Genomic DNA, 21,197 nt, shown 5'->3' on the forward strand with positions numbered 1-21,197 from the left:
TTTTCTTATGGTCGATGCGACGAAAACGATCCATGTGCGCCCGGCGCGGCGGGACGATGCGCCTGTTCTGTGCGCCTTCCTCAACGAGATCATCCGGATCGGCGGCACCACCGCCCATCAGACGCCGTTCACGCCAAAAAACTTTGCGGAACACTATCTCGAAGGTCCCGGCTTCGTCAGTTGCTTCGTTGCGGAGGATGAGAATGGTGAGCCTTGCGCTTTCCAGGGACTGGAGCGCTCGGACGGAATACCCAAGGATTGGGCCGATATCGGCACCTTCTCCCGCCCCGGCAACAAGGTCAAAGGCGCCGGCACGGCGCTTTTCGAGGCCACCCGCGACCACGCCCGTTCCATCGGCTTCAAGGCGCTCAACGCCACCATCCGCGCCGACAACGTGGGCGGCCTCACCTATTACGGCAGGATGGGCTTCACAGACTACAAGATTGATAAGGCGGTGCCGCTGAGTGACGGGCGGCTGGTGGATCGGACTTCGAAGCGGTATTTGCTCGACGCGGACTGACGCGCGTCTTAGTGGCAAACCAAAAAGGGCGACCCGAGGCCGCCCTTTTCAAACGTAGAAGCATGCGGTTCTGCCGCTTACTCGTCGCCCATCTTGAGTGCGGCGATGAACGCTTCCTGCGGGATCTCCACCTTGCCGAACTGGCGCATGCGCTTCTTGCCGGCCTTCTGCTTTTCCAGAAGCTTGCGCTTGCGGGTGGCGTCGCCGCCGTAGCACTTGGCCGTCACGTCCTTGCGCAGCGCGGAGATGGTTTCGCGGGCGATAACATTGCCGCCGATTGCCGCCTGGATCGGGATCTTGAACATGTGCTTCGGGATCAGTTCCTTGAGCTTCTCGCACATCTCGCGACCGCGCTTTTCCGCCGCCATCCGGTGTACCATCATTGACAGGGCGTCGACCGGCTCGCCGTTGACGAGGATCGACATCTTCACAAGGTTGCCTTCCTTGTGGTCGGTGATCTGGTAGTCGAACGAGGCGTAGCCCTTGGAGATCGATTTCAGGCGGTCGTAGAAGTCGAAGACGACTTCGTTGAGCGGCAGGTCGTAGGTCAGCATCGCGCGGGTGCCGACATAGGTCAGCTCGATCTGGATGCCGCGCCGGTCCTGGCAGAGCTTCAGGATGCCACCGAGATAGTCGTCGGGCGTCAGGATCGTCGCACGGATCCACGGCTCGTGGATCTCGGCGATCTTGACGACGTCGGGCATGTCGGCCGGGTTGTGCAGCTCGCGTTCCGAGCCGTCGGTCATGAACAGCTTGTAGACGACCGAAGGGGCCGTCGCGATCAGGTCGAGGTCGAACTCGCGCTCCAGCCGTTCCTGGATGATTTCAAGGTGCAGCAGACCGAGGAAGCCGCAGCGGAAGCCGAAGCCGAGAGCTGCGGACGATTCCATTTCGAAGGAGAACGACGCGTCGTTGAGGCGCAGCTTGCCCATGGCCGAACGCAGGTCCTCGAAATCGGCGGCGTCAACCGGGAAGAGGCCGCAGAACACCACCGGCTGTGCCGGCTTGAAGCCCGGCAGCGCCTTGGCGGTCGGGCGCTTGTCTTCGGTGATGGTGTCGCCGACGCGGGTATCGGCCACTTCCTTGATCGAGGCGGTGATGAAGCCGATCTCGCCCGGGCCGAGCGCATCCATCGCGACCATCTTCGGCGTCAGCACGCCGACACGTTCGATCGTGTACTTGGCGTCGGTGCCCATCATCCGGATGGTCATGCCCTTCTTGAGCGTGCCGTCGATGATGCGCACGAGAACCATGACGCCGAGATAGGTGTCGTACCAGCTGTCGACCAGCAGCGCCTTCAAGGGGGCCGCATCGCCGCCGTCGCTCTTCGGCGCCGGCAGCTTGGTGACGATCGCTTCGAGCACGTCGGGAATGCCGAGGCCGGTCTTGGCCGAAATCAGCACCGCGTCCGAGGCGTCGATGCCGATCACTTCCTCGATCTGTTCCTTGATGCGGTCCGGTTCGGCCGCCGGCAGGTCGATTTTGTTGAGCACGGTGACGAGCTCGTGGTTGTTGTCGATCGCCTGGTAGACGTTGGCGAGCGTCTGGGCTTCGACGCCCTGCGAAGCGTCAACGACGAGCAGCGAGCCTTCGCAGGCAGACAGCGAGCGCGAGACTTCATAGGCGAAGTCGACGTGGCCGGGCGTGTCGATGAGGTTGAGCACATAGGTTTCGCCATCATTGGCCTTGTAGTGCAGACGCACCGTCTGGGCCTTGATGGTGATGCCGCGTTCGCGTTCGATATCCATGCTGTCGAGCACCTGCTCGGACATTTCCCGCTCGGCGAGACCGCCGGTGGACTGGATCAGCCGGTCGGCAAGCGTCGACTTGCCGTGGTCGATGTGGGCCACGATCGAGAAGTTGCGGATATGCGAAAGGGGCGTCTTCGAAGATGTTGTGCTCATGGGCCGCATATAGCAGTGCCTTCAACCGCCGCAAAGCGGGAAATGAAGGCTTCGTTCACTATAAATCCGGCTATTCGGCGCCTGCCTCAGCATCGACCAGCGCGCCGGCATTCGGCACCTGTGCGCTCCTGATCTCGAAGCTTTCGCGCTCGGCTGCTGGCACCTCGTCGCGTTTCCTCAGTCGCATGAGCACGAAGAGCGCATAAAGTGCTGCGACCGCCATCGCCGCATAGATGAAAGTGCGCTGGCCGAACACAGGTGTCAGCAGCGTCACCAGCATCGGCACGACGGTCGCGGCGATCGACCAGGCGACCAGCATGGTGCTGGCAAGCGGCACGAAATCGGCGGGATCCGTACGGTCGTTGGCATGGGCGTTGGCGATCGAATAGACCGTCTCGACCGCGCCGGCAAAGAGCGCAAAGACCAGCATCAAGAGGATCAGATTGCTGAAGGAGGCGGAGAGCGCGAAGAAACCGGCGACAAGGATCAACAGGCAGGTGCCGATCAGCACAAGGCGTCGGTCGATCCGGTCGGACAGCGTGCCCATCGGATACTGGATGGCGATGAGCCCAAACTGCATGACGAACATCAGATTGGCGACGTCGCGCTGGCTGACATCATTGGCGGCCGCATAGATCGGCGTGAAGCCCTGCACCACCATCGACAGGCCGCCGGCGGCAAGCACGCCGATGAAGGCAACGGGGGAATTGCGCCAGACCATCGGGATATCGATGCTGACCTTGGCCGGTGCCGGTGGTGTTGGCAGCCGTGTGAGCCCGATCGGCAGAAGCGCAAGGGCGGTGAAGAAGATGGTCACGAGTGGCGGCAGGTTGCCGTCGGCCGGGATCTGCCCGAACAGCCAGGCGCCGGTTCCGAGCCCGATGACATAGGCCATGTAGAACAGCGCCATCGCCTTGCCGCGCCAGTGGTTCTCACTCGCATGGTTGAGCCAGCTCTGGGCGATAATGAAATTGGTGTTGCCGGATGCGCCATAAAGGCCGCGGGCGAGTACCCAGAGAAGCGGGTGCATGCCGAGCGCGATCGTCAGTGCCGAGAGGATGACAAGGGCCATCGAGCACGAGAAGGCGCGGGCATGGCCGACGCGGCGGATCATCGGCCCGGCGATGACGCAGCCGACGAGCCCGCCAAAGGCAATCATCGTCACCGCAGCGCCCGGCACCCAGTCCGGCGCGTCCGAGCGCGTCAGCGCAAACGGCACATAGGCGAGCATCATGCCGTTGCCGATCGCGACCGAAGTCATCGAGGCAACGATACTGGCGATCGAGGTCAGCGAAGAGGGCTGCGTTGTCATGTCCAACCTGTCGATGGAAGGCCGCGCCTTGGGGCGCGCTGGATGAGAACTATCTAAAGTATTGAAGTGTAAGCTTTTCTCGTTTCTGCTCACGAAGCCGCCACCATAGCCGAAAGGCTGTCGATGCGCTGTCGCCAAAGCGGCATCGCATGCCCGTATTTTCAGTCTTTCCAAGTCTTGACTCTACTATATGAGAAATGCAATCTCAAATAATGGAAAACATCACCGACCCCCTCGAACATGCCATCGGCGAGCGCATTCGCACCCTGCGCACTGAGCAGAACCTGACGCTCGATGAGCTTGCCGCCAGCTCCGGCGTCAGCCGGGCGATGATCTCGCGTATCGAGCGTGGTGAGGCGAGCCCAACGGCCCAGCTTCTCGCCAAGCTCTGCAGCGCGCTCAGCACCACGCTGTCAGCGCTCTTCGCCTTCGAGGCCAAGGAGGCATCTCCGCTTGCAAAGCGTGCAGACCAGCGCCTCTGGCGCGATCCGGAATCCGGCTATCTGCGCCGCTCCGTCTCTCCGGATGGCCTCGGCTCGCCCGTCGATATCGTCGAGGTCGAGTTTCCGCCGGGTGCGCGCGTCGTCTTCGAGCGGCAGCCGTCTGACCGAGGGATTACCCAACACCTCTGGCTCTTCTCCGGTCGGCTGGAACTGACAACCGAATCCGGCTCCCATTCGCTGGAAGCAGGCGACTGCCTGTTCATGGGGTTGGGGGCTGGTCACATCTTCCACAATCCCCACGATGAGCCGGCTCACTATGCCGTCGTCCTTTGCCGCACGAAGGTTTGATCATGTCCGATATCCTGATCCGTCTGCTCGATGAAACCCAGGCCCGCGCCGCCATGCCGGCGCTTGCCGAGGTACTATCCGATTGCGTCGAGGGTGGCGCCTCGGTCGGCTTCATGCAGCCCTATCCGCCGGAACGCGCGGTTGCCTATTGGCAGGGCGTCGCCGAGGCCGTCGCTGCGAACGAAACGCTGCTGATGGTGGCGGAGGAAGCGGGCCGCATCCTCGGCACCGTGCAGGTCGGCGTTGCACAGATGCCGAACCAGCCGCACCGCGGCGATCTCAAGAAGTTGCTCGTTCATCGCGCAGCCCGCGGCAAGGGCCTGGCGCGGCGGTTGATGGAGGCTGTCGAACGCGAAGCGGCGGCGCGCGGCAAGACGCTGCTGGTGCTCGATACGGCGACCGGCAGCGAGGCGGAGGCGATCTATCCGCGCCTGGGTTGGGAGCGCGTTGGCGTCATTCCCGATTATGCGATGTGGCCGGAAGGCGGGCTCTGCGCCACCACGTTCTTCTACAAGCGGATCGCGCTTCGCGAGTGATTGCTAATTCCCGAGATTGCCCCTCACCCTAACCCTCTCCCCCGCAGGCGGGGAGAGGGGACGCGGAAAGGCCGCTGATGTCTCAGCTGCCGCACCTGTCACCCAGGAAGTGCTGAGAGTGGAGATTGCGGGCGAGCAGGTGCCGCAACGTCCCTTCGCCCCGCAGGCGGGGAGAAGGTGGCCGGCAGGCCGGATGAGGGGCGGCCACCGTGATAGCCAACAGCCTGAATCTTGGGTTAGGTTGCCCGCGCCACGCCCGTTGCACCCGATCAGGATTCTCGTCATGCGCGTTTTTTACACAGAAGACCACAAGCTCCGCGACGCCAAGACCGAGCTCTTCGGCGGCGAACTCGTACCGCCCTTCGAGGCGCCGTTCCGTGCCGAATGGATTCTCGCGGCGGTGAAAGAGGCGGGCTTTCATGATGTCGCAGCCCCTGAGCGTCGTGGTCTCGAGGTCGCCCTTAAGCTGCACGCGCCCGATTATCTCGAGTTCCTCGAAACCGCCTGGTCGCGTTGGGTCGCCGACGGCTATCGCGGCGAAGCGATCGCGACCTGTTTCCCGGCCCGACGCATGCGCCAGCACCCGCCGAAAGATATCGACGGTGCGCTCGGCTTTTATTCCTTCGCGGCGGAAACGGCGATCACCGAAGGCACCTATGCAGCTGCACGGGCGGCGATGGACTGCGCCATCTCGGCTGCCGACCACATCCATGCGGGCAACCGCGCCGCCTTCGCGCTCTGCCGTCCGCCCGGTCACCATGCGGCGATCGATCTTTATGGCGGCTATTCCTTCATCAACAATGCCGCCTGTGCCGCCCAGCGCCTGCGCGATCACGGCGCCCGCAAGGTTGCGGTGCTTGACGTCGATTTCCACCACGGCAATGGCACCCAGGATATCTTCTACGAGCGTGGCGATGTCTATTTCGCCTCGCTCCACGGCGATCCCGTCGATGCCTTCCCCTATTTCCTCGGCTTTGCCGATGAGGAGGGTGCCGGTGAGGGGCTTGGCACGACGAAGAACTATCCCTTGCCGCGTCGTACCGGCTACGATGTCTGGTCGGATGCCATGGCCGACGCGCTGTCACGCATCGCCGCCTTCGGTGCCGAGGCGCTGGTCGTCTCGCTCGGCGTCGACACCTTCGAGCGCGACCCGATCTCGTTCTTCCGGCTGACGTCTGAAGACTACATCCGCATGGGCGAGGCCCTGAAACGCTCAGGCTTGCCGGTCGTCGTCTGCATGGAGGGCGGCTACGGCGTGCCGGAAATCGGGCTCAACGTTGCCAATGTGCTGACGGGCCTCTCCGGCTGAGCACTCGTTGTTGAAAAACAGCAGTGCCCTCTATTGACCTCAACTTTACTTGAGGTCGTACGACTGCTCCTGTTCAAAAGAGATCAGAGGAAAAGAGCAATGAGCAGCCTATCGAATACGTCCGTTGTCGCGCCGCTTTACCGCATCAACAAGTACACCGTGCCGGTCGAGGCGCGGCAGCAGTTCGTCGAACTGGTGGACAAGACGCTGGCCGTCATCCGCAAGCAGGATGGCTATGTGAAGGACCTGTTCCTGGAACAGCATGCCGGCCCGGGCCAATTCGATTTCATCACCATGATCGAGTTCGCCAATGCCGACGTCGCGCCCAAGGTCGCCGCTGCACTCGGCGAGTTCGACCGCCAGCTCGGCCTCGATCGCGAGGCAATGATGAAGACGCTCGGCATCCGCACCGACTTCGCCAGCTACCGGGCCTTCGGCGGTCTGGCTGCTTGAAAAACGAATGGCCCGGCAGTCAGCCGGGCTCACCCAATGTCACGGAACGAGTTTCGTCAGGAGACGAAGAAAGACGACAGTCCCTGACCGGCGGCGAAGGCCATGTAGGCAAGCACGGTGAAATAGACAGTCGTTGCGATCAGGAATAGGTAGCCGCCGGCGACCATCAGCCCGTCGCGCTGGATGATGCCGAGCGAGAGCAGCAGGATCGCGATCCCCGGCAGTGTGTTCGACAGCGGGATGAGACCGAGCGGAAACATCAGGAGAACGCCGCCGGCCATGATCATCAGACCGTTGAAGCGGTTCATCACTGCGCCCTGCGTCAGGAAGCCCAGGCGTGGGCGGACGTAGCGGTCGAGCTTGGAGACGATGCTCGCCCCCTTCTGCAGGGTCGGCACCAGCTTTTCGGTCTCGATCTTGCGGTCGAGAATACGCCGCGGCACCCAGGGCAGGCGGTTGAGGGTGATCGATACGGAGATCAGGATGATCGCGGCGCCGAAAACCGTGCTGACGCCCGGTATCGACACCGGCAGCAGAAACGGCAGCGTCAGAAGCGCGCAGAGCAGCAGGAAACCCTGTTCGCCGATCTCGGTCATCAACTCGCGCAGCGTGATCGTCTCGCCGCGAATCGAGGCAATCATGCCGTTGAGCGTGTCGCTGAGACTGCGTTGCGTGTCGCCGAACTCGATTGCCATCAAATCTTGCCTCGTCTTTATCAATGAGCGGCGGCGGAAAGCCGCACACATTTATCCTGGTCGCTAGATGTCCGTCCTATCAAGGGCATGTGAAGGATCGGTTATAGTGTGGCCCGACCGGCACACCCGGCACGAGCGAGACGGCATTTGCCGGTAAACCATGGCGTGATTGGGACGCCTCTTCATCTTCCTGCCGCAATCGCTAGTATGAAGCACCTTTGAGCACCAATGGGGACAACTGATTCCATGATCAAGAAATGCGCCATTCTGGCTGTTGCGGCCATCTATCTTTCGGGATGCACGACCACCGATCCCTATACGGGTGAGCAGAAGATGTCGAACACCGCCGGTGGCGCGCTGATCGGCGCAGGCCTCGGAGCAGCGACCGGTCTGCTCGTTGGCGGTAGTGCTGCAGGACGGCGCGACTCGGCGCTCGTCGGTGCCGCGATCGGCGGTCTCGGCGGCGGCCTGATCGGCAACTACATGGACAGCCAGGAAGCGGAACTGCGCGCCCAGCTTCAGGGCACCGGCGTTTCGGTCACCCGCGCCGGCGACCGCATCATCCTCAACATGCCGTCGAACATCACCTTTGCGACCGACCGCGACCAGGTGATCCCGGCCTTCTACGACACGCTGAACTCGGTAGCGATCGTGCTGCGCAAGTTCAACAAGACGATGATCGACGTCGACGGTCACACCGATGCGACCGGCAGCGCCTCCTACAATCAGGGTCTCTCCGAGCGCCGTGCTGCTTCCGTTGCCAACTACCTGGCCGGCCAGGGCGTCGACCAGCGCCGCATGTCGGCCATGGGCTATGGCAAGGAGCGTCCGATCGCTTCCAACGCGACCGAATCCGGCCGCGCGCAGAACCGCCGCGTCGAAATCTCGATCGCGCCGATCAAGGCCTGATCGGCAGACATCGACTACTTGCTATCAAGGGGCTGCGCCGCGAGGCGCGGCCCTTTTTCATGTCTGCTTGAAGCGGTAGCGCAGCACGCGCCCCATACGGCGCAGCATGGGGACCGCGCTGAAGAACTGGATCGCGATCCGCGCCATCGGTGACATGCGCGCGATCTGCGCGGCATCGTAGTTGTAAATGTCCTCGAGCAGGGTCAGCCCGGGCACGCCCCGTTCCAGCGCCCGTGCGTCCTCGATCCCCCAACGAAGCTCAGCACCTGTTGCGCGCAAGGACGGGTTGAAGCGCAGCAGTTCGATGCCGAGATGGCTGTAGGCGTCGAAGACGATCTCGCCGCCGGCAAGGCAGGTTACGAGGCGCCGCAGGAGGTCACGTACTTCCTGATCGCGAAGATAGGGCAGCACCCCTTCGGCGACGACGATCGCCGGCCTGTCATCGGGGATGCGGTCGATCCAGTCCCGCTCGGTAATGGAGGAGGCGATTGCAGTGCAGCCGACGCGATCGGGGAAGAGGCGCTGTCGCAAGGCGATGACGTCGGGAAAGTCGACGTCGAACCAGGCGACGGAGGAAGGCGGATCGAGCCGCAGGATCCGCGTGTCGAGGCCGCAGCCGAGGTTGAGCACGACCGCATCCGGGTGGCTCGCGATGAAAGCCCTGGTCCATCGGTCGAGCAGATAGGCGCGCATCGCGATGCCGATCGTCATGTCGTGACCGACATCGGGCGCTTTCGCCTTGCCGTCGAGGCGCCGCAACAGCTCGGCGGCAAAGCGATCGTGCAGAAGAGAATCGGGTAGTGCGCTCTCCGCAGCCTTCGCTCGGAGCGTGATCAGCAGCGTTTCGCGCACGCCATGAAGGCCGATGCCCTCGGCTTCCATCTTTTCCTCCTGACCGCGCTCCGTCGAATGAGTCGGGGCGCCGCAGTCTTTTCGTCGCGGCCCGCCGTCGTTTCGGCGGGCCGCATTGTCCGATAGGGCTCACGCCACCTTGCGTCTCGCGCGCCGTACGCGCCTGGCGGTCAGCACTGCCAGTGCGGGCAGCAGCGCGAAGAGACCGAAAAGCCAGGTCGTCGCGAGCGCCACGCCACCCTCCGACGATGCTTCGATCCCGGCGAGGTTGGCAGTCAGTCCGGCAAGCGCTGCGCCGATTGCAGCGGCAAAGAGCTGGACAGTGGTGATCGAGCTCGATGCCTTCTCCGCTTCGCCCTCCGGCGCGAATTCGTAGACGGCGGTAACGATATGGGGCCAAGCAAAGCCCATGCCGAAGCCGACCGCGATGATGCCGACGCAGAGCGGCGCGGCGATAACCAGGAACTCTGCGCCTGCCATCGGCATGAACAGGGCGATCAGGGTCAGGCCGATAAAACCGAAGGCCGGACCGGCAAAGATTGTCTGTTTCGCCCGTTCTCCGTGCCAATGGGCACTTGTCATCGATCCCGCCGTCCAGCCGATCGACATCAGCGCGGCGATATAGCCGGCCACCAGCGGCGATAGCTCATGCAATTCCTGCAGCAGGTACGGCACATAGATCTCCGGCTGCAGGCCGACCATCAGCAGGGTGATCGTAGCATAAAGGGCGGCCAGCGGGGAGGTGAGTGTGAAGCTGCCGGAGGGCAGAAGCTTGCCCGTCACTCGACGTTCGACGAACAGGAGGCTCAGGAACAGGAGGATCGCAACGCCGACGCAGCCGATCTGCTCCAAGGCCATCGTGCGCGTGCTCGCGACCGAAAGCGCAAGCACGATGCCGACGAGGAGCAGGAGTTGCAGCAGCGGGAGCGGCGTGCGCTCCTCTTCGCCGGTGGCCTTGCGCGGCAGCGTCGAGAAGGCGAGTGCGGCAAGCAGCGCCGTCAGCGGCAGGAGAGACCAGAAGGCAACGCGCCAGGTGGAGAACTCAGCAAACATGCCGCCGATCGCGGGCCCGATCAAGGTCGCCGTTCCCCAGGTTGCCGAAATCAGCCCGATGGCGCGGGTCCAGAGTTCGGGCCGGAAGACCTGCCGGATCACGCCGTAGGCGAGCGCATAGAGCAAGCCGCCGCCGAAGCCCTGGATCGCGCGGCCGGCAAGCAGCATCGCCATCGAAGGGGCTGTGGCGCAGAAGAGCGTCCCCAGGCCGAAGACGAGCGCGCCGATCGCATAGGCGCCGCCGGCGCCGACTGCGCCGAGCAGCCGCGCCGACAATGCGGCGCCGAGGATCGAAGTCGCGACGAAGACGGTGGTGCTCCAGGCATAATATTCGAGCCCGCCGATCTCGCGCACGATCGACGGCATGATCGTCGTCACCACGTAGATGTTGAGCGCATGCAGCGCGACGCCGCCGCTGAGCACCAGCGAATGCACGGCGTTTTCGCCCGTCAGCAGCGCGCGCCAGCCGGCTTCCTGTGGGGGAGCGGGAGTTTTTTCAAGCATGTCAGTACCTCACGCAGGACATCGCAAGCGAACGCGCACCGGCTCATCCGGTATCGGAAGATCGCGTTCGCTTCGGCGGTGCCGCTATGTCAGTGGAGCGCAGCCTCGCCAAAATGCGTGAGCTTGTCCGGGTTGCGCATGATGAAGATGTCGTTGACGTTTCCGTCACGGTCATAGCCGAAGGCGACTGTCGCGGCGATCTCGTTTTTGGCCTCGTCCCGAAGCACGATGCCGCGACCGCCATTGATGTCGCCGATTTCCCAGACGTAATGCGCCCAGTATTCGGTAAGCCGATCGATGATGAAGGCGAGCACGGTCTCCTTGCCGGAGAGCACGCCAAGCACGGTCGCCACCTTGCCGCCGCCGTCGGCCGTCAGCTTCACGTCGGCCGAAAGAAGCGTCGTAAGTCCGGCGACGTTGCCGCCGTGGATTGCCTGGTGGAACGCGGATAGCAGCTCATCCTGGCGCTCGCGCGGGGTCTGGTGCCGGGTTTTCTCCAGGCCGATATTCGTCTTGGCGCGCGATACCAGCTTGCGGGCGGCCGTCTCCTGCATGTCCAGGGTTTCCGCCACCTCGTCATAGGGCTGGCCGAAAATCTCGTGCAGCAGATACGCTGCGCGCTCCTTCGGTGTCAGCCGCTCGAGCATCAAAAGGAATGCGGTGGTGAGCGAGGAGGTCAGCGCCAGCTTCTCCTCGGCATTGTCGTCGCTTGTCGTGTGGATCGGCTCGGGCAGCCACGCGCCAACATAGTCGACGCGTTTGCGGTGCGCGGCCTTCAGCAGATCCAGGCAGCGGCGCGTGCAGGCGGTCGTCAGCCAAGCCGCCGGCGTTTCGATCGATGCCCTGTCGACCTCCTGCCATTTCAGGAACGTGTCTTGCACCGCGTCTTCTGCATCGGCGCGCGAGCCGAGGATGCGGTAGGCAAGGCCGAGGAGGCGCGGGCGCGCCTCCTCGAAGATCTGCATGTGCTGCCTGTCATTCATGTCAGTGCCTCGAAATCTGGATGCGGTTCCAAAGGTTGATCATCGCCACCGTCGAGGTGATGACGCTGATCTCCTTCTCGCTGAAGTGCTGGCGCAGCTCGGCGCGGAGCGGTGCGAAGTCGGTGCGCGGTTCGAGTTCGGTCAGCGCTTCGGTCCAGGCAAGCGCTGCCTTCTCGCGCGGTGTGAAATCATTCACCTGGTCCCAGACGATGATTCGGTCGAGCCGTTCGTTGCTCTCGCCCTCGGCGCGGGATTCCTTGGTGTGCATCTTCACGCAGAAGCCGCAGCGGTTGATCTGCGAGGCGCGCAGCTGCACGAGATTGTGGATCGTCCGGTCGAGCCCGTGCAGGTCCATGGTCTTGTGCACATCGGCGAGCGCGCCGAGCACATCCGGGATTTCCTGTTCGTAGCGGACGGCTTTCGTATCGGTCATGGTCTCAACTCCATCGTTGTTGTGTTGCCTATGACCATGTGACGATTGACGTCGAAAGCCTGTGACGCGGCTCTACGATTTTTCTCGAAAATCGCCAAGAAAAATACAGGTCCGCAATATTTAGATGAAATTTCAATGTGTTGGCGAGACGCGATTTCTCGCGGCGTATCAGGCTTTCGGCGGGTAGCTGTGCTCGCCGCCGCGAAAATCGGTGACCGTGTAGCAGCCGCCGCCATCGGCCGCGATCGTCGCGGCGCTGATGACCGCCTTGCCGTGACCACCTGGAATGTCGAGGATGTAGGTCGGCTGGCAAAGGCCGGAGACCCGGCCGCGCAGGGCTGCGACCAGCGCCTGGCCTTCCTCGATCGACAGACGGAAATGGCTGGTGCCGGGGGCCAGATCCGGGTGATGAAGATAATAGGGCTTGATCCGTGTCTCGACGAAAGCGCGCATCAGGCTAGCCAATACCTCCGCGTCGTCGTTGACGCCCCTCAAGAGCACCGACTGGCTGACCATCACGATGCCGGCATCGATCAGTCGTGCCGAGGCGGCGCGCGCCTCTTCAGTCAGTTCGCGCGGGTGGTTGGCATGCAGCGCCACATAGGTCGCCTTGCCGCTGGCTTTCAGCGCCGCGATCAATTCGGCGTCGATGCGCGACGGCTCGACAACCGGCACGCGGGTGTGGAAGCGGACGATCTTCACATGCGGGATCGGTTTCAGCCGTTCCATGAGCTCGGTGAGCCGCCGCGGTGACAGCACCAGGGGATCGCCGCCGGTGAGGATCACCTCCCAGATCTCCTCGTGTTCGGAGATATAGGCGATCGCCGCATCGAGTTCGGCCGGCGTCAGTGTGCCCAGACCCTGCGGCCCGACCATCTCGCGGCGGAAGCAGAAGCGGCAATAGACCGGGCAGACATGCACGGCCTTCAAGAGCACGCGGTCCGGATAGCGATGAACGATGCCGGCAACGGGACTGTGCGGCTTGTCGCCGATCGGGTCTTCGCGCTCTTCGGGAAGCAGCGTCAGCTCGGCGGCATCGGGCACAAACTGCCGGGCGATCGGATCGGCGGGATCGGTGGGATCGATGAGGCCGGCGATGACAGGGCTGATCGCAACGGCATAACGCTCGGCGACCGCGGCAACCGCGGTTTCATTGCTGCGGTCGACGAGACCTGCCTCAACGAGCTCTCGCGCAGTCTTGATCGGGCGATGTACGTTCACGGCTGCGTCTCCGCCACCGGTGCCCAGAGCACCTGGTCGATACGCGACGCACCGGTTGCAAGCATCACCAGCCGGTCGAAGCCAAGCGCAATGCCGCTCGCTTCGGGCATGATCGCGAGTGCTGCCAGGAAATCCTCGTCGAGCGGGTAGGTCTCGCCGTAGACACGCGCCTTTTCCGCCATTTCGATCTCGAAGCGCCGGCGTTGTTCGGCGGCATCCGTCAACTCGCCGAAGGCATTGGCGAGCTCGACGCCGCAGGCATAGAGCTCGAAGCGCTCGGCGACGCGCCGGTCGCGCGCGGCCGGTCGCGCCAGCGCCGCTTCGGCAGTCGGGTATTCGTCGAGGATCGTCGCACGGCCGAAGCCGAGATGCGGCTCGACCTTTTCCACGAGCACGCGGCTGAAGAGATCGGCCCAGGTGTCGTCGGAGGCGACCCGAAGTCCGGCTGCGGTCATAGCTGCGGCGAGGCGCTCGCGGTCGGTCTCGCCGTCGGCGGCGACCGAGGTCAGCAGGTCGATGCCGGCAAAGCGCTCGAAGGCGTCCGCGACGCTCAGCCGCTCGGGCTTGGCGAAGGGGTCGCAGATGTGTCCCTGGAAGGTGAATTGTTTGGCCCCGGTGGTCTCTGCCGCAAGAGCGAGAATCTCGGCGCAGTCGCGCATCAGCGCCTCGTAGCTTTCGCCGGCGCGGTACCATTCGAGCATGGTGAATTCAGGGTGATGCAGCGGTCCACGCTCGCGGTTGCGGTAGACATGGGCGAAACAGGCGATGCGCCGTTCGCCGGCGGAAAGCAGCTTCTTGCAGGCAAATTCCGGCGAGGTGTGCAGATAGAGTGGATGGCTCGATCCGTCGTGATGGAGAGCCTCCGTCGCGAAGGCGTGCAGATGCGCCTCGTTGCCGGGCGAGACCTGCAGCGTCGCCGTGTCCACCTCGATGAAATCGCGTGTCTCGAAGAACCGGCGCAGGGCCGATTGGATCCGGTTGCGGCCGAGAAGAAACGGGCGCCGGTCGGCATGGACATCGGGTGTCCACCAGGGTGAGGCATGCGACATGATCGGTTCAGTCCAGGCTTTCTTCGCGCAGACAGCGGCTCAGGCTGGCTATTTGCACGAAATTAGGGTAGTTGCGGCGCGAAATCCTTCTTTCCGCGTCCTTCAGGGCCAGTGTTTCCGGCCCGCGGTGTCGCGCATACCTCTGTTACAAGGAAGACTAATGGTCAAGGTCATCGCTTCATCTGTCCGTAAGGGCAACGTTCTCGACGTCGACGGCAAGCTCTATGTCGTGCTTACCGCCCAGAACTTCCACCCGGGCAAGGGCACGCCGGTGACCCAGGTCGACATGCGCCGCATTTCCGACGGCGTGAAGGTCTCCGAGCGCTACCGCACGACCGAACAGGTCGAGCGCGCCTTCGTCGAAGACCGCGAGCACACCTTCCTCTATGAAGATGCCGAAGGCTTCCACTTCATGAACCCGGAAAGCTATGACCAGCTGGTCATGAGCACCGACGACATCGGCGACCTGAAGGCCTACCTGCAGGAAGGCATGGCCTGCATTCTTTCGGTCCACGAAGGCCTGGCGATCGCCATCGACCTGCCGCGTCACGTGACGCTCGAAATCACCGAGACCGAGCCGGTCGTCAAGGGCCAGACGGCATCGTCGTCCTACAAGCCGGCGGTTCTCTCGAACGGCGTCCGCACGCTGGTTCCGCCGCACATCCAGGCCGGCACCCGCGTCGTCATCGCGACGGAAGACGGTTCCTACGTCGAGCGCGCCAAGGACTGAGGCTAACGCCGAATAACAGTTGAACGGGGACGGTGGCGAAGGCTGCCGTCCCCGTTTTCGTTCCGGGAAGAGCTTGATGAGCAACCAGAAATTTAAGGGGAGCATTTCGAAAAACGGGTGCTAGGATGCCGGCGCTGATACGACAGTTGTCTCAAGAGGGCCTGCATGTTTCCATTGTCGCATATGATGAAGTCGTTCATTCGCAAGGGTCGCCTGACGGTGATCGACGCCGACGGCAAGCGCCACGTCTTTTCCGGCACGCCCGGACCGGAGGTGACGATGCGGCTCACGGACAAGAAGCTCTACCGCAGCCTCGTCTTCAACGCTGAACTCGCCGCCGGCGAAGCCTATATGGACGGCACCATGCGCTTCGAGGAGGGCTCGACGCTCAGGGACTTCCTGACGCTTTTCTCGATCAATCGGCTGTCGCTCGGGTCCTATCCGATCCAGAAACTTCTGCGGGCGGTGAAGATGCGGTTCCGCAAGCGGCAGCAGGCCAATCCCAAGGGCAAGGCGCAGCAGAACGTCGCGCATCACTACGATCTCGGCAACGAATTCTACAAGCTGTTCCTCGACGAGAACATGCTCTACTCCTGCGCCTATTTCCGCGAGCCCAACGAGACGCTCGAAAAGGCCCAGCGCAACAAGCTGAGGCTGCTCGCCTCCAAGCTCTGCCTGGAACCCGGCATGAAGGTGCTGGATATCGGCTGCGGCTGGGGCGATCTCGCGATGTACCTTGCCGAGCTCGCGGATGTGCAGGTGCTCGGCGTGACGCTTTCCAAGGAGCAGCAGGCGCTTGCCACCGAACGGGCGCGGAAGGCAGGTCTAGGGGACCGGGTGCGTTTCGAGCTTAAGGATTACCGCGATGTCCAGGGGCCCTTCGACCGCATCGTTTCGGTCGGCATGTTCGAACATGTCGGCGTGCATCACTATGACGAGTTCTTCAAGAAGCTGAATGCGCTGATGCCGGATGACGGCCTCGCGGTGCTGCATTCGATCGGTCACATGAGCCCCCCCGGCATGGCGAGCTCCTGGCTTCGGAAATACATCTTCCCGGGCGCCTATTCGCCGGCGCTCTCGGAGGTCTTCGAGGTGGTCGAGCGCAACAGTCTTTGGGTCACGGATCTCGAATTCTTGCGGGTGCACTACGCCACGACGCTCGCCCATTGGGGCGCGCGCTTCGAGGCCAACCGCGACAAGGTGATCGGGCTTTATGACGAGCGCTTCGCCCGCATGTGGGAGTTCTATCTGATCAGCGCCGAGATGATGTTCCGCACCGGCAGCCAGCTCGTCTTTCACATGCAGCTCTCGCGCTCGCGCGATGCGGCGCCGATCGTGCGCGATTACATCACCGATCGTCAGCGCGATTTCATGGCCCGCGAACAGGCGCTCGCCCTCAACCTTTGAACGGGTGATCGCCGTCGCCGTTCCAGCGCAGCCGCTTGTAGTCGAAGCCGAATTCGAGCGTCGGCTTGACGATCGCGAAGAAGGGCGAGAGGTCGAAATCCCTGGGCGTATAGAGCGAGTGGTGCCGGATGTGCAGGATCTCCTCGCGCGAATAGGTCGAGGTCGCCGCCGCCCGCCCGGGCGCGCGTGTGACTTCCGGCAGGATCGGATAGCGGATCTGCTCGAAGGCGGCAGCAATCAGCGTCGAGCAGATCGCCCGCGTCGGATCGCCGGAGCCGAAGGCAAGCAGGCGCCGCCGCCAGCGCACCGGCACCGGCGGGGTCGGCATGAAGTAGCGCAGCATGTCGAGGATGTTCTTCAGGTCGTACTTCATCCCGAGCCGCGAGATCATGAAGCCGACGAGCGCCGTGCGATCATCCGGCGTCAGCGCGATCGGCCGGCAGATGCGCGTGTTGAACGACGCGTATTTCTTCAGCGGCACCGCAACACAACCCTCGCCGATATTGACCTCGATGAGTTGTGGCCGCTCGATGACCGGCAGCGTTGCCTGGTCGAGCGTCAACGGCATCTGGTCGCCGGCAAAGAACGCGGCGTGTGACCAGGTCGATTGCGTCAGATACTTGATCGCCGCCGAAACCCTCTGGTTGCCCTCGATCAGGAGAACGTCGCCCGGGCGCAGCGTGCGCGCCAGGGTTTCCTGATCGGAAGGGGTGTAGGGCTCGTAGCCGGATGTCTGCGCTTGCAGCCGCGCGGCAAGCCTGGCTCCAAGCCGATCCAGTAACGTGTCCTTGCTTTCGGAAAGCGGATAGATGGTCCTCATCGAGGCGATCGCTCCGGAAATGAAGGGAATTCGCGAGAGCCTTCATCGTGGCTCAGCCGCAACACTCTGTCGAGAGATTGTCGCATGATTGCATGGCTTTGGCCTTGACGGTGCCGTCTCGGTTTTCTATTTTTAGAATTATTCTAAAGAAGGTTTTCTCCCAATGTTTTCGCGCCTCTTCGCCCGTTCCAAACGTCCCTTTCTTTCCTTAAGCGAGCAGGAAATCCTGGCGCTCGCGATCTCGTCCGAAGAGGACGACGGACGCATCTATCTCGCCTATGCCGATGCGCTCCGGCAGCAATATCCCCACTCGGCAAAAGTGTTCGAGGAGATGGCGGAGGAAGAAAGCCACCACAGGCAGTGGTTGATCGATCTGCACGTCCAGCGCTTCGGCAGCCGCATTCCCCTTGTCCGGCGCGAACACGTGCGCGACTTCCCCGAGCGCAAGCCCGACTGGCTGATTGCCGAAATGCCGATCGAAAAGGCGCGCGAGGAAGCCGAAGCGATGGAGGAAGCGGCGCACCGTTTCTATGTCGAGGCCGCGGCGAGAACCCAGGATGCAGCCACCCGCAAGCTGCTCGGCGATCTCGCGATCGCGGAAAAATCGCATGAATCGCTCGCCCGGCGGCTTGGCGAAGAGCACACGCCCGAAGACGTGCGCGCCGAAGAGGACCAGACGTCGCGCCGTCAGTTCATCCTCACTTACGTACAGCCCGGCCTTGCCGGCCTGATGGATGGTTCGGTTTCGACGCTGGCGCCGATCTTTGCCGCCGCCTTCGCCACCCAGGATACCTGGCAGACCTTCCTCGTCGGTCTCTCGGCCTCTGTCGGCGCCGGCATCTCCATGGGCTTCACCGAGGCGGCCCACGATGACGGCAAGCTTTCAGGCCGCGGTTCGCCGATCAAGCGCGGCCTTGCCTCCGGCATCATGACCGCACTCGGCGGCCTCGGCCACGCGCTCCCCTATCTGATCCCGCATTTCTGGACGGCGACCGCCACGGCGGCGGTGATCGTCTTCTTCGAACTCTGGGCGATCGCCTTCATCCAGAACCGCTATATGGAAACACCGTTCCTGCGGGCGGCATTCCAGGTGGTGCTCGGCGGTGGCCTGGTGCTCGCGGCCGGCATCCTGATCGGCAACGCGTGACGGGTGAGCGGCAAATACGAAAAAGGGCCGGTCTGACCGGCCCTTTTTGAAACTCTTTACTTTGCTTTGGATCAGTTGCCGACCGAGCCGACGACGACTTCGGCGCCGTTCTGGATGGTGACCCAACGGCCGCTGTGGTTCGAGGCCTGGCGCTTCAGGTAGCGGTAGGGCGTGTTGGTCCAGAGCCTTACGCCGTTTTCGAGATTGTCGAGAATGAAGTCGCCCTGCGCCGTGCGCACGGTCAACACCGCATGGCCTTCGCCATCGGGCTTGCGAACGACGGTGATCAGGAGATCGCTCGCCGGGAAGCCCTTGCTCATCAGGCGCTTGCGCTTCTCAAGCACGAAGTCCTCGCAGTCGCCGGCGTTGTCCGGATAGGACCAGACTTCGTCCCTGCCGTGCAGTTCCAGGTCGGTGACCGGCGTGATCTCGCGATTGACCGCAGCATTCACCTGCCGGATGGCGGCCCAGCCGCGTTCGGTCACGCGCGGAGCAACCGTTCCCTTGGAGCGCACATTGCATTCGCTCTTGTACTTCTGGCAGAATTCGTAGTGGCCGATCGGCTGCGATGTCGCCGAGCCGGTCTGCATCCATGGAGAAGAACCTGCCTGTGCAGGAATTGCCGTGTTTGCTGAAATGAAAAGTGCGCAGAACGCCGCGATACTTCCCTTAACTCCAGTCCAAGACGCCATACAAGTCCCCTGCAACGCGGTATGCCGGGCTCTTCCTGTCCGGACGTATTCGCGCAATCCTGAGTTGAAGGCAGCTTCTTTAGGTTCGTCCCCGTCGCTGCTCTAATCGTTAATAAAGAGTTAATAGCGTCGGCGCGGCAGAGTCAATCGCCGGAATCGGGACATCGGATTTTATGGTTAAAAGCGAGACCACGCGCACGAAAACCCTTGCATCGTGGGCGGTCCACGGCGCTCGGCGGTTTTTGGGCAATTTGCGGCGGAAGGGGCGGGGCGTTCTCCCGCCCGGGCTCAGGCGAGCATCGTGCCGATGGCCTGCTTCATTTTAGCGATATCTTCTTCGCGCGAAAGGCGATGGTCGCCATCGCGGATGAGTGTCATGACGACATCGTCGGAGGGCAGGTGCTCCATCAGCCGCAGCGCATGGGTATAGGGAACGTCGGGGTCGCGCATGCCTTGCAGAATGTGCACCGGACAGCCGGTGGTGATCGTGCCCTCAAGCACCCGGTTCACGCGCCCGTCTTCGATGAGGACGCGGGTGAAGATGTTCGGCTCCGGGCTGTACTCGGAGGGTTCCTCGAAAAAGCCGCGTTCGGCAAGCGAAGTTTTCTCCGCTTCCGTCAGATTGGGTTCGATCAGTTCGGCGGTGAAATCCGGCGCCGGCGCAATCAGCACCAGGCCGGCGACACGGTTTCCGTCGCCACGCTGCCTGAGCTCCTGGATGACCCGCAGCGCAATCCAGCAGCCCATCGACGAGCCGATCAGCACGACGCGGCCCGGCGCCGCCCGATCAATGACCGCAAGGCTCTCCTCGAGCCAGCGCGAGATCGTGCCATCGGTGAAGGCGCCGCGGGAGGCGCCGTGGCCGGAATAGTCGAAGCGCACGCAGGCCGCGCCCCGTTCCATGGCATAGCGCTCGACCTCGACCGCCTTGGTGCCGGTCATGTCCGAACGGTAGCCGCCGAGCCAGACGAGCGTCGGCTGTCCCGATGGCTTCTCCGGGTGGCGCACGCGCATCGCGATCCTGCGCTGAGCCGCATCCGTGCCGACCTCGATGAAGCTGATTTCCGTCTCGGCTGGCGTATTGTGCATGCCCGTAATCTCCAAAAGCCCGTTTAACTGGCGATTTTCTTTCTAAAACAGATTCGCCTTGGTATCGACAGGTGGTGATTTTCCTTGAAAGCCGTGCTATTGACTCTCGCGCCGCAATTCACACATTGCCGTCGGTGACAGATTCAGGCGCTTCGTTTGTGATCGCGCCGGCGAACGAATTAAACAACATTTCGGAAATAGCTCGAGGAGAGTACGACCATTCGCAGACCGTTCAAAACGGACGCCCCCGTCAAGGAGGGACCGCGCTCAAACAAGGAAATCCGGGTGCCCCGGGTTCAGCTTATCGATGCCGAAGGCCAGAATATCGGTGCCGTCCCGATCGACCAGGCGCTCCGCATGGCGGAAGAAGCAGGTCTTGATCTGGTAGAGATCGCACCGAACTCCGAACCGCCGGTGTGCAAGATTCTGGATCTTGGCAAGCTGAAATACGCCAACCAGAAGAAGGCGGCCGAAGCGCGCAAGAAGCAGAAGATCGTCGAAATCAAAGAAATCAAGATGCGCCCGAACATCGACACGCATGACTATGACGTGAAGATGAAGGCGATGAACCGGTTCTTCGAGGACGGCGACAAGGTCAAGGTCACGCTGAAGTTCCGCGGCCGCGAAATGGCCCACCAGGAACTGGGCATGAAGCTTCTGCTCCAGGTCAAGGATGATACCCAGGCGATCGCCAAGGTGGAGGCCGAGCCGAAGCTCGAAGGCCGCCAGATGATGATGGTTCTGGCGCCGCGCTAAGCCGCCGCTGCCGTCAGTCGTAAGACCAAATT

Annotated in this window: 22 protein-coding genes; 10 read left to right on the forward strand and 12 right to left on the reverse strand. The window is 62.8% G+C overall.

Translation table 11 applies throughout. From position 1 onward, the window contains the following. Positions 1 to 7: 7 nt before the first annotated feature. Entirely contained in the window at positions 8 to 520 is a 513-nt protein-coding gene (locus ACN9MO_RS18680; RefSeq protein WP_113131971.1) for a GNAT family N-acetyltransferase, read from the forward strand. Between the two features lie 77 nt (positions 521 to 597). Here the strand turns inward: ACN9MO_RS18680 and lepA are convergent, their stop codons facing one another. Both lepA and ACN9MO_RS18690 read right to left on the reverse strand, forming a co-directional pair. Further along, positions 598 to 2,424 carry a translation elongation factor 4 gene (gene lepA / locus ACN9MO_RS18685; RefSeq protein WP_425985965.1) on the reverse strand — a complete coding sequence of 609 codons (1,827 nt, stop codon included), beginning with the start codon at positions 2,422 to 2,424 and terminating at the stop codon, positions 598 to 600. Positions 2,425 to 2,494: 70 nt separating this feature from the next. After that, the gene (locus ACN9MO_RS18690; protein ID WP_113131972.1) at positions 2,495 to 3,736 is read right to left on the reverse strand and encodes an MFS transporter; all 1,242 of its coding nucleotides are present in this window, start codon (positions 3,734 to 3,736) and stop codon (positions 2,495 to 2,497) included. Positions 3,737 to 3,948: 212 nt separating this feature from the next. Between ACN9MO_RS18690 and ACN9MO_RS18695 the strand changes: the two genes are divergently transcribed. The 4 genes from ACN9MO_RS18695 to ACN9MO_RS18710 all read left to right on the forward strand — a co-directional run bounded on the left by ACN9MO_RS18695 (position 3,949) and on the right by ACN9MO_RS18710 (position 6,825). Beyond that, the gene (locus tag ACN9MO_RS18695) at positions 3,949 to 4,527 is read left to right on the forward strand and encodes a helix-turn-helix domain-containing protein (RefSeq protein ID WP_162733559.1); all 579 of its coding nucleotides are present in this window, start codon (positions 3,949 to 3,951) and stop codon (positions 4,525 to 4,527) included. A 2-nt stretch (positions 4,528 to 4,529) separates the two neighbouring features. Next, a complete protein-coding gene (locus tag ACN9MO_RS18700; RefSeq protein ID WP_113131974.1) occupies positions 4,530 to 5,063 on the forward strand; it encodes a GNAT family N-acetyltransferase in 534 nt (177 codons plus the stop codon). A 283-nt stretch (positions 5,064 to 5,346) separates the two neighbouring features. After that, entirely contained in the window at positions 5,347 to 6,372 is a 1,026-nt protein-coding gene (locus tag ACN9MO_RS18705; protein ID WP_113131975.1) for a histone deacetylase family protein, read from the forward strand. 99 nt (positions 6,373 to 6,471) lie between these two features. Beyond that, on the forward strand, positions 6,472 to 6,825 hold the full coding sequence (locus tag ACN9MO_RS18710; protein WP_057247856.1) for a hypothetical protein: 354 nt from the start codon (positions 6,472 to 6,474) through the stop codon (positions 6,823 to 6,825). 56 nt (positions 6,826 to 6,881) lie between these two features. Here the strand turns inward: ACN9MO_RS18710 and ACN9MO_RS18715 are convergent, their stop codons facing one another. Further along, positions 6,882 to 7,520 carry an exopolysaccharide biosynthesis protein gene (locus tag ACN9MO_RS18715; RefSeq protein ID WP_113131976.1) on the reverse strand — a complete coding sequence of 213 codons (639 nt, stop codon included), beginning with the start codon at positions 7,518 to 7,520 and terminating at the stop codon, positions 6,882 to 6,884. 246 nt (positions 7,521 to 7,766) lie between these two features. Here ACN9MO_RS18715 and ACN9MO_RS18720 point away from each other — a divergent pair, with 246 nt between their 5' ends. Then, positions 7,767 to 8,429: an OmpA family protein gene (locus ACN9MO_RS18720; RefSeq protein ID WP_057247858.1), complete on the forward strand. Its 663-nt coding sequence runs from the start codon at positions 7,767 to 7,769 to the stop codon at positions 8,427 to 8,429. A 57-nt stretch (positions 8,430 to 8,486) separates the two neighbouring features. Here the strand turns inward: ACN9MO_RS18720 and ACN9MO_RS18725 are convergent, their stop codons facing one another. From ACN9MO_RS18725 to epmA, 6 genes are all read right to left on the reverse strand, one after another. Next, a complete protein-coding gene (locus ACN9MO_RS18725) occupies positions 8,487 to 9,311 on the reverse strand; it encodes a class I SAM-dependent methyltransferase (protein ID WP_113131977.1) in 825 nt (274 codons plus the stop codon). Between the two features lie 99 nt (positions 9,312 to 9,410). After that, positions 9,411 to 10,838 (reverse strand): MFS transporter, encoded by a 1,428-nt coding sequence (locus ACN9MO_RS18730; RefSeq protein ID WP_113131978.1) that lies wholly within the window; start codon positions 10,836 to 10,838, stop codon positions 9,411 to 9,413. A gap of 89 nt (positions 10,839 to 10,927) precedes the next feature. Next, positions 10,928 to 11,821 (reverse strand): RNA polymerase sigma factor SigJ, encoded by an 894-nt coding sequence (gene sigJ, locus ACN9MO_RS18735; protein WP_057247859.1) that lies wholly within the window; start codon positions 11,819 to 11,821, stop codon positions 10,928 to 10,930. 1 nt (position 11,822) lies between these two features. Beyond that, the gene (locus tag ACN9MO_RS18740) at positions 11,823 to 12,254 is read right to left on the reverse strand and encodes a carboxymuconolactone decarboxylase family protein (protein ID WP_057247860.1); all 432 of its coding nucleotides are present in this window, start codon (positions 12,252 to 12,254) and stop codon (positions 11,823 to 11,825) included. Positions 12,255 to 12,422: 168 nt separating this feature from the next. Beyond that, a complete protein-coding gene (locus tag ACN9MO_RS18745) occupies positions 12,423 to 13,475 on the reverse strand; it encodes a lysine-2,3-aminomutase-like protein (protein ID WP_113131979.1) in 1,053 nt (350 codons plus the stop codon). Beyond that, the gene (gene epmA, locus ACN9MO_RS18750; RefSeq protein ID WP_113131980.1) at positions 13,472 to 14,524 is read right to left on the reverse strand and encodes an EF-P lysine aminoacylase EpmA; all 1,053 of its coding nucleotides are present in this window, start codon (positions 14,522 to 14,524) and stop codon (positions 13,472 to 13,474) included. The genes ACN9MO_RS18745 and epmA overlap by 4 nt, the downstream gene beginning before the upstream one ends. 160 nt (positions 14,525 to 14,684) lie before the next feature. Here epmA and efp point away from each other — a divergent pair, with 160 nt between their 5' ends. Both efp and ACN9MO_RS18760 read left to right on the forward strand, forming a co-directional pair. Then, positions 14,685 to 15,254: an elongation factor P gene (efp, locus tag ACN9MO_RS18755; protein ID WP_057247863.1), complete on the forward strand. Its 570-nt coding sequence runs from the start codon at positions 14,685 to 14,687 to the stop codon at positions 15,252 to 15,254. 165 nt (positions 15,255 to 15,419) lie between these two features. Beyond that, complete coding sequence (locus ACN9MO_RS18760) at positions 15,420 to 16,661, forward strand: SAM-dependent methyltransferase (RefSeq protein WP_057247864.1); 1,242 nt, start codon at positions 15,420 to 15,422, stop codon at positions 16,659 to 16,661. Here the strand turns inward: ACN9MO_RS18760 and ACN9MO_RS18765 are convergent. Beyond that, positions 16,651 to 17,481, reverse strand: a complete 831-nt coding sequence (locus ACN9MO_RS18765; protein WP_057247865.1) for a lipo-like protein — start codon at positions 17,479 to 17,481, stop codon at positions 16,651 to 16,653. The two genes, ACN9MO_RS18760 and ACN9MO_RS18765, sit on opposite strands and share 11 nt — an antisense overlap. A 163-nt stretch (positions 17,482 to 17,644) precedes the next feature. Between ACN9MO_RS18765 and mbfA the strand changes: the two genes are divergently transcribed. Continuing rightward, positions 17,645 to 18,628: an iron exporter MbfA gene (gene mbfA / locus ACN9MO_RS18770; protein ID WP_058324547.1), complete on the forward strand. Its 984-nt coding sequence runs from the start codon at positions 17,645 to 17,647 to the stop codon at positions 18,626 to 18,628. 71 nt (positions 18,629 to 18,699) lie between these two features. Here the strand turns inward: mbfA and ACN9MO_RS18775 are convergent, their stop codons facing one another. Continuing rightward, positions 18,700 to 19,320 carry a transglutaminase-like cysteine peptidase gene (locus ACN9MO_RS18775; RefSeq protein WP_057247867.1) on the reverse strand — a complete coding sequence of 207 codons (621 nt, stop codon included), beginning with the start codon at positions 19,318 to 19,320 and terminating at the stop codon, positions 18,700 to 18,702. Positions 19,321 to 19,608: 288 nt separating this feature from the next. Next, positions 19,609 to 20,409: an alpha/beta fold hydrolase gene (locus ACN9MO_RS18780; RefSeq protein ID WP_113131982.1), complete on the reverse strand. Its 801-nt coding sequence runs from the start codon at positions 20,407 to 20,409 to the stop codon at positions 19,609 to 19,611. A gap of 219 nt (positions 20,410 to 20,628) precedes the next feature. On the opposite strand from ACN9MO_RS18780, the gene infC reads away from it, so the two are divergent. Beyond that, entirely contained in the window at positions 20,629 to 21,165 is a 537-nt protein-coding gene (gene infC / locus ACN9MO_RS18785; protein ID WP_057247869.1) for a translation initiation factor IF-3, read from the forward strand. The last annotated feature ends 32 nt before the right edge of the window (positions 21,166 to 21,197 follow it).

Origin of the sequence: Ensifer sp. R-19, from assembly GCF_049905105.1 — a bacterium.
In the GTDB taxonomy this organism is placed as follows: domain Bacteria; phylum Pseudomonadota; class Alphaproteobacteria; order Rhizobiales; family Rhizobiaceae; genus Ensifer.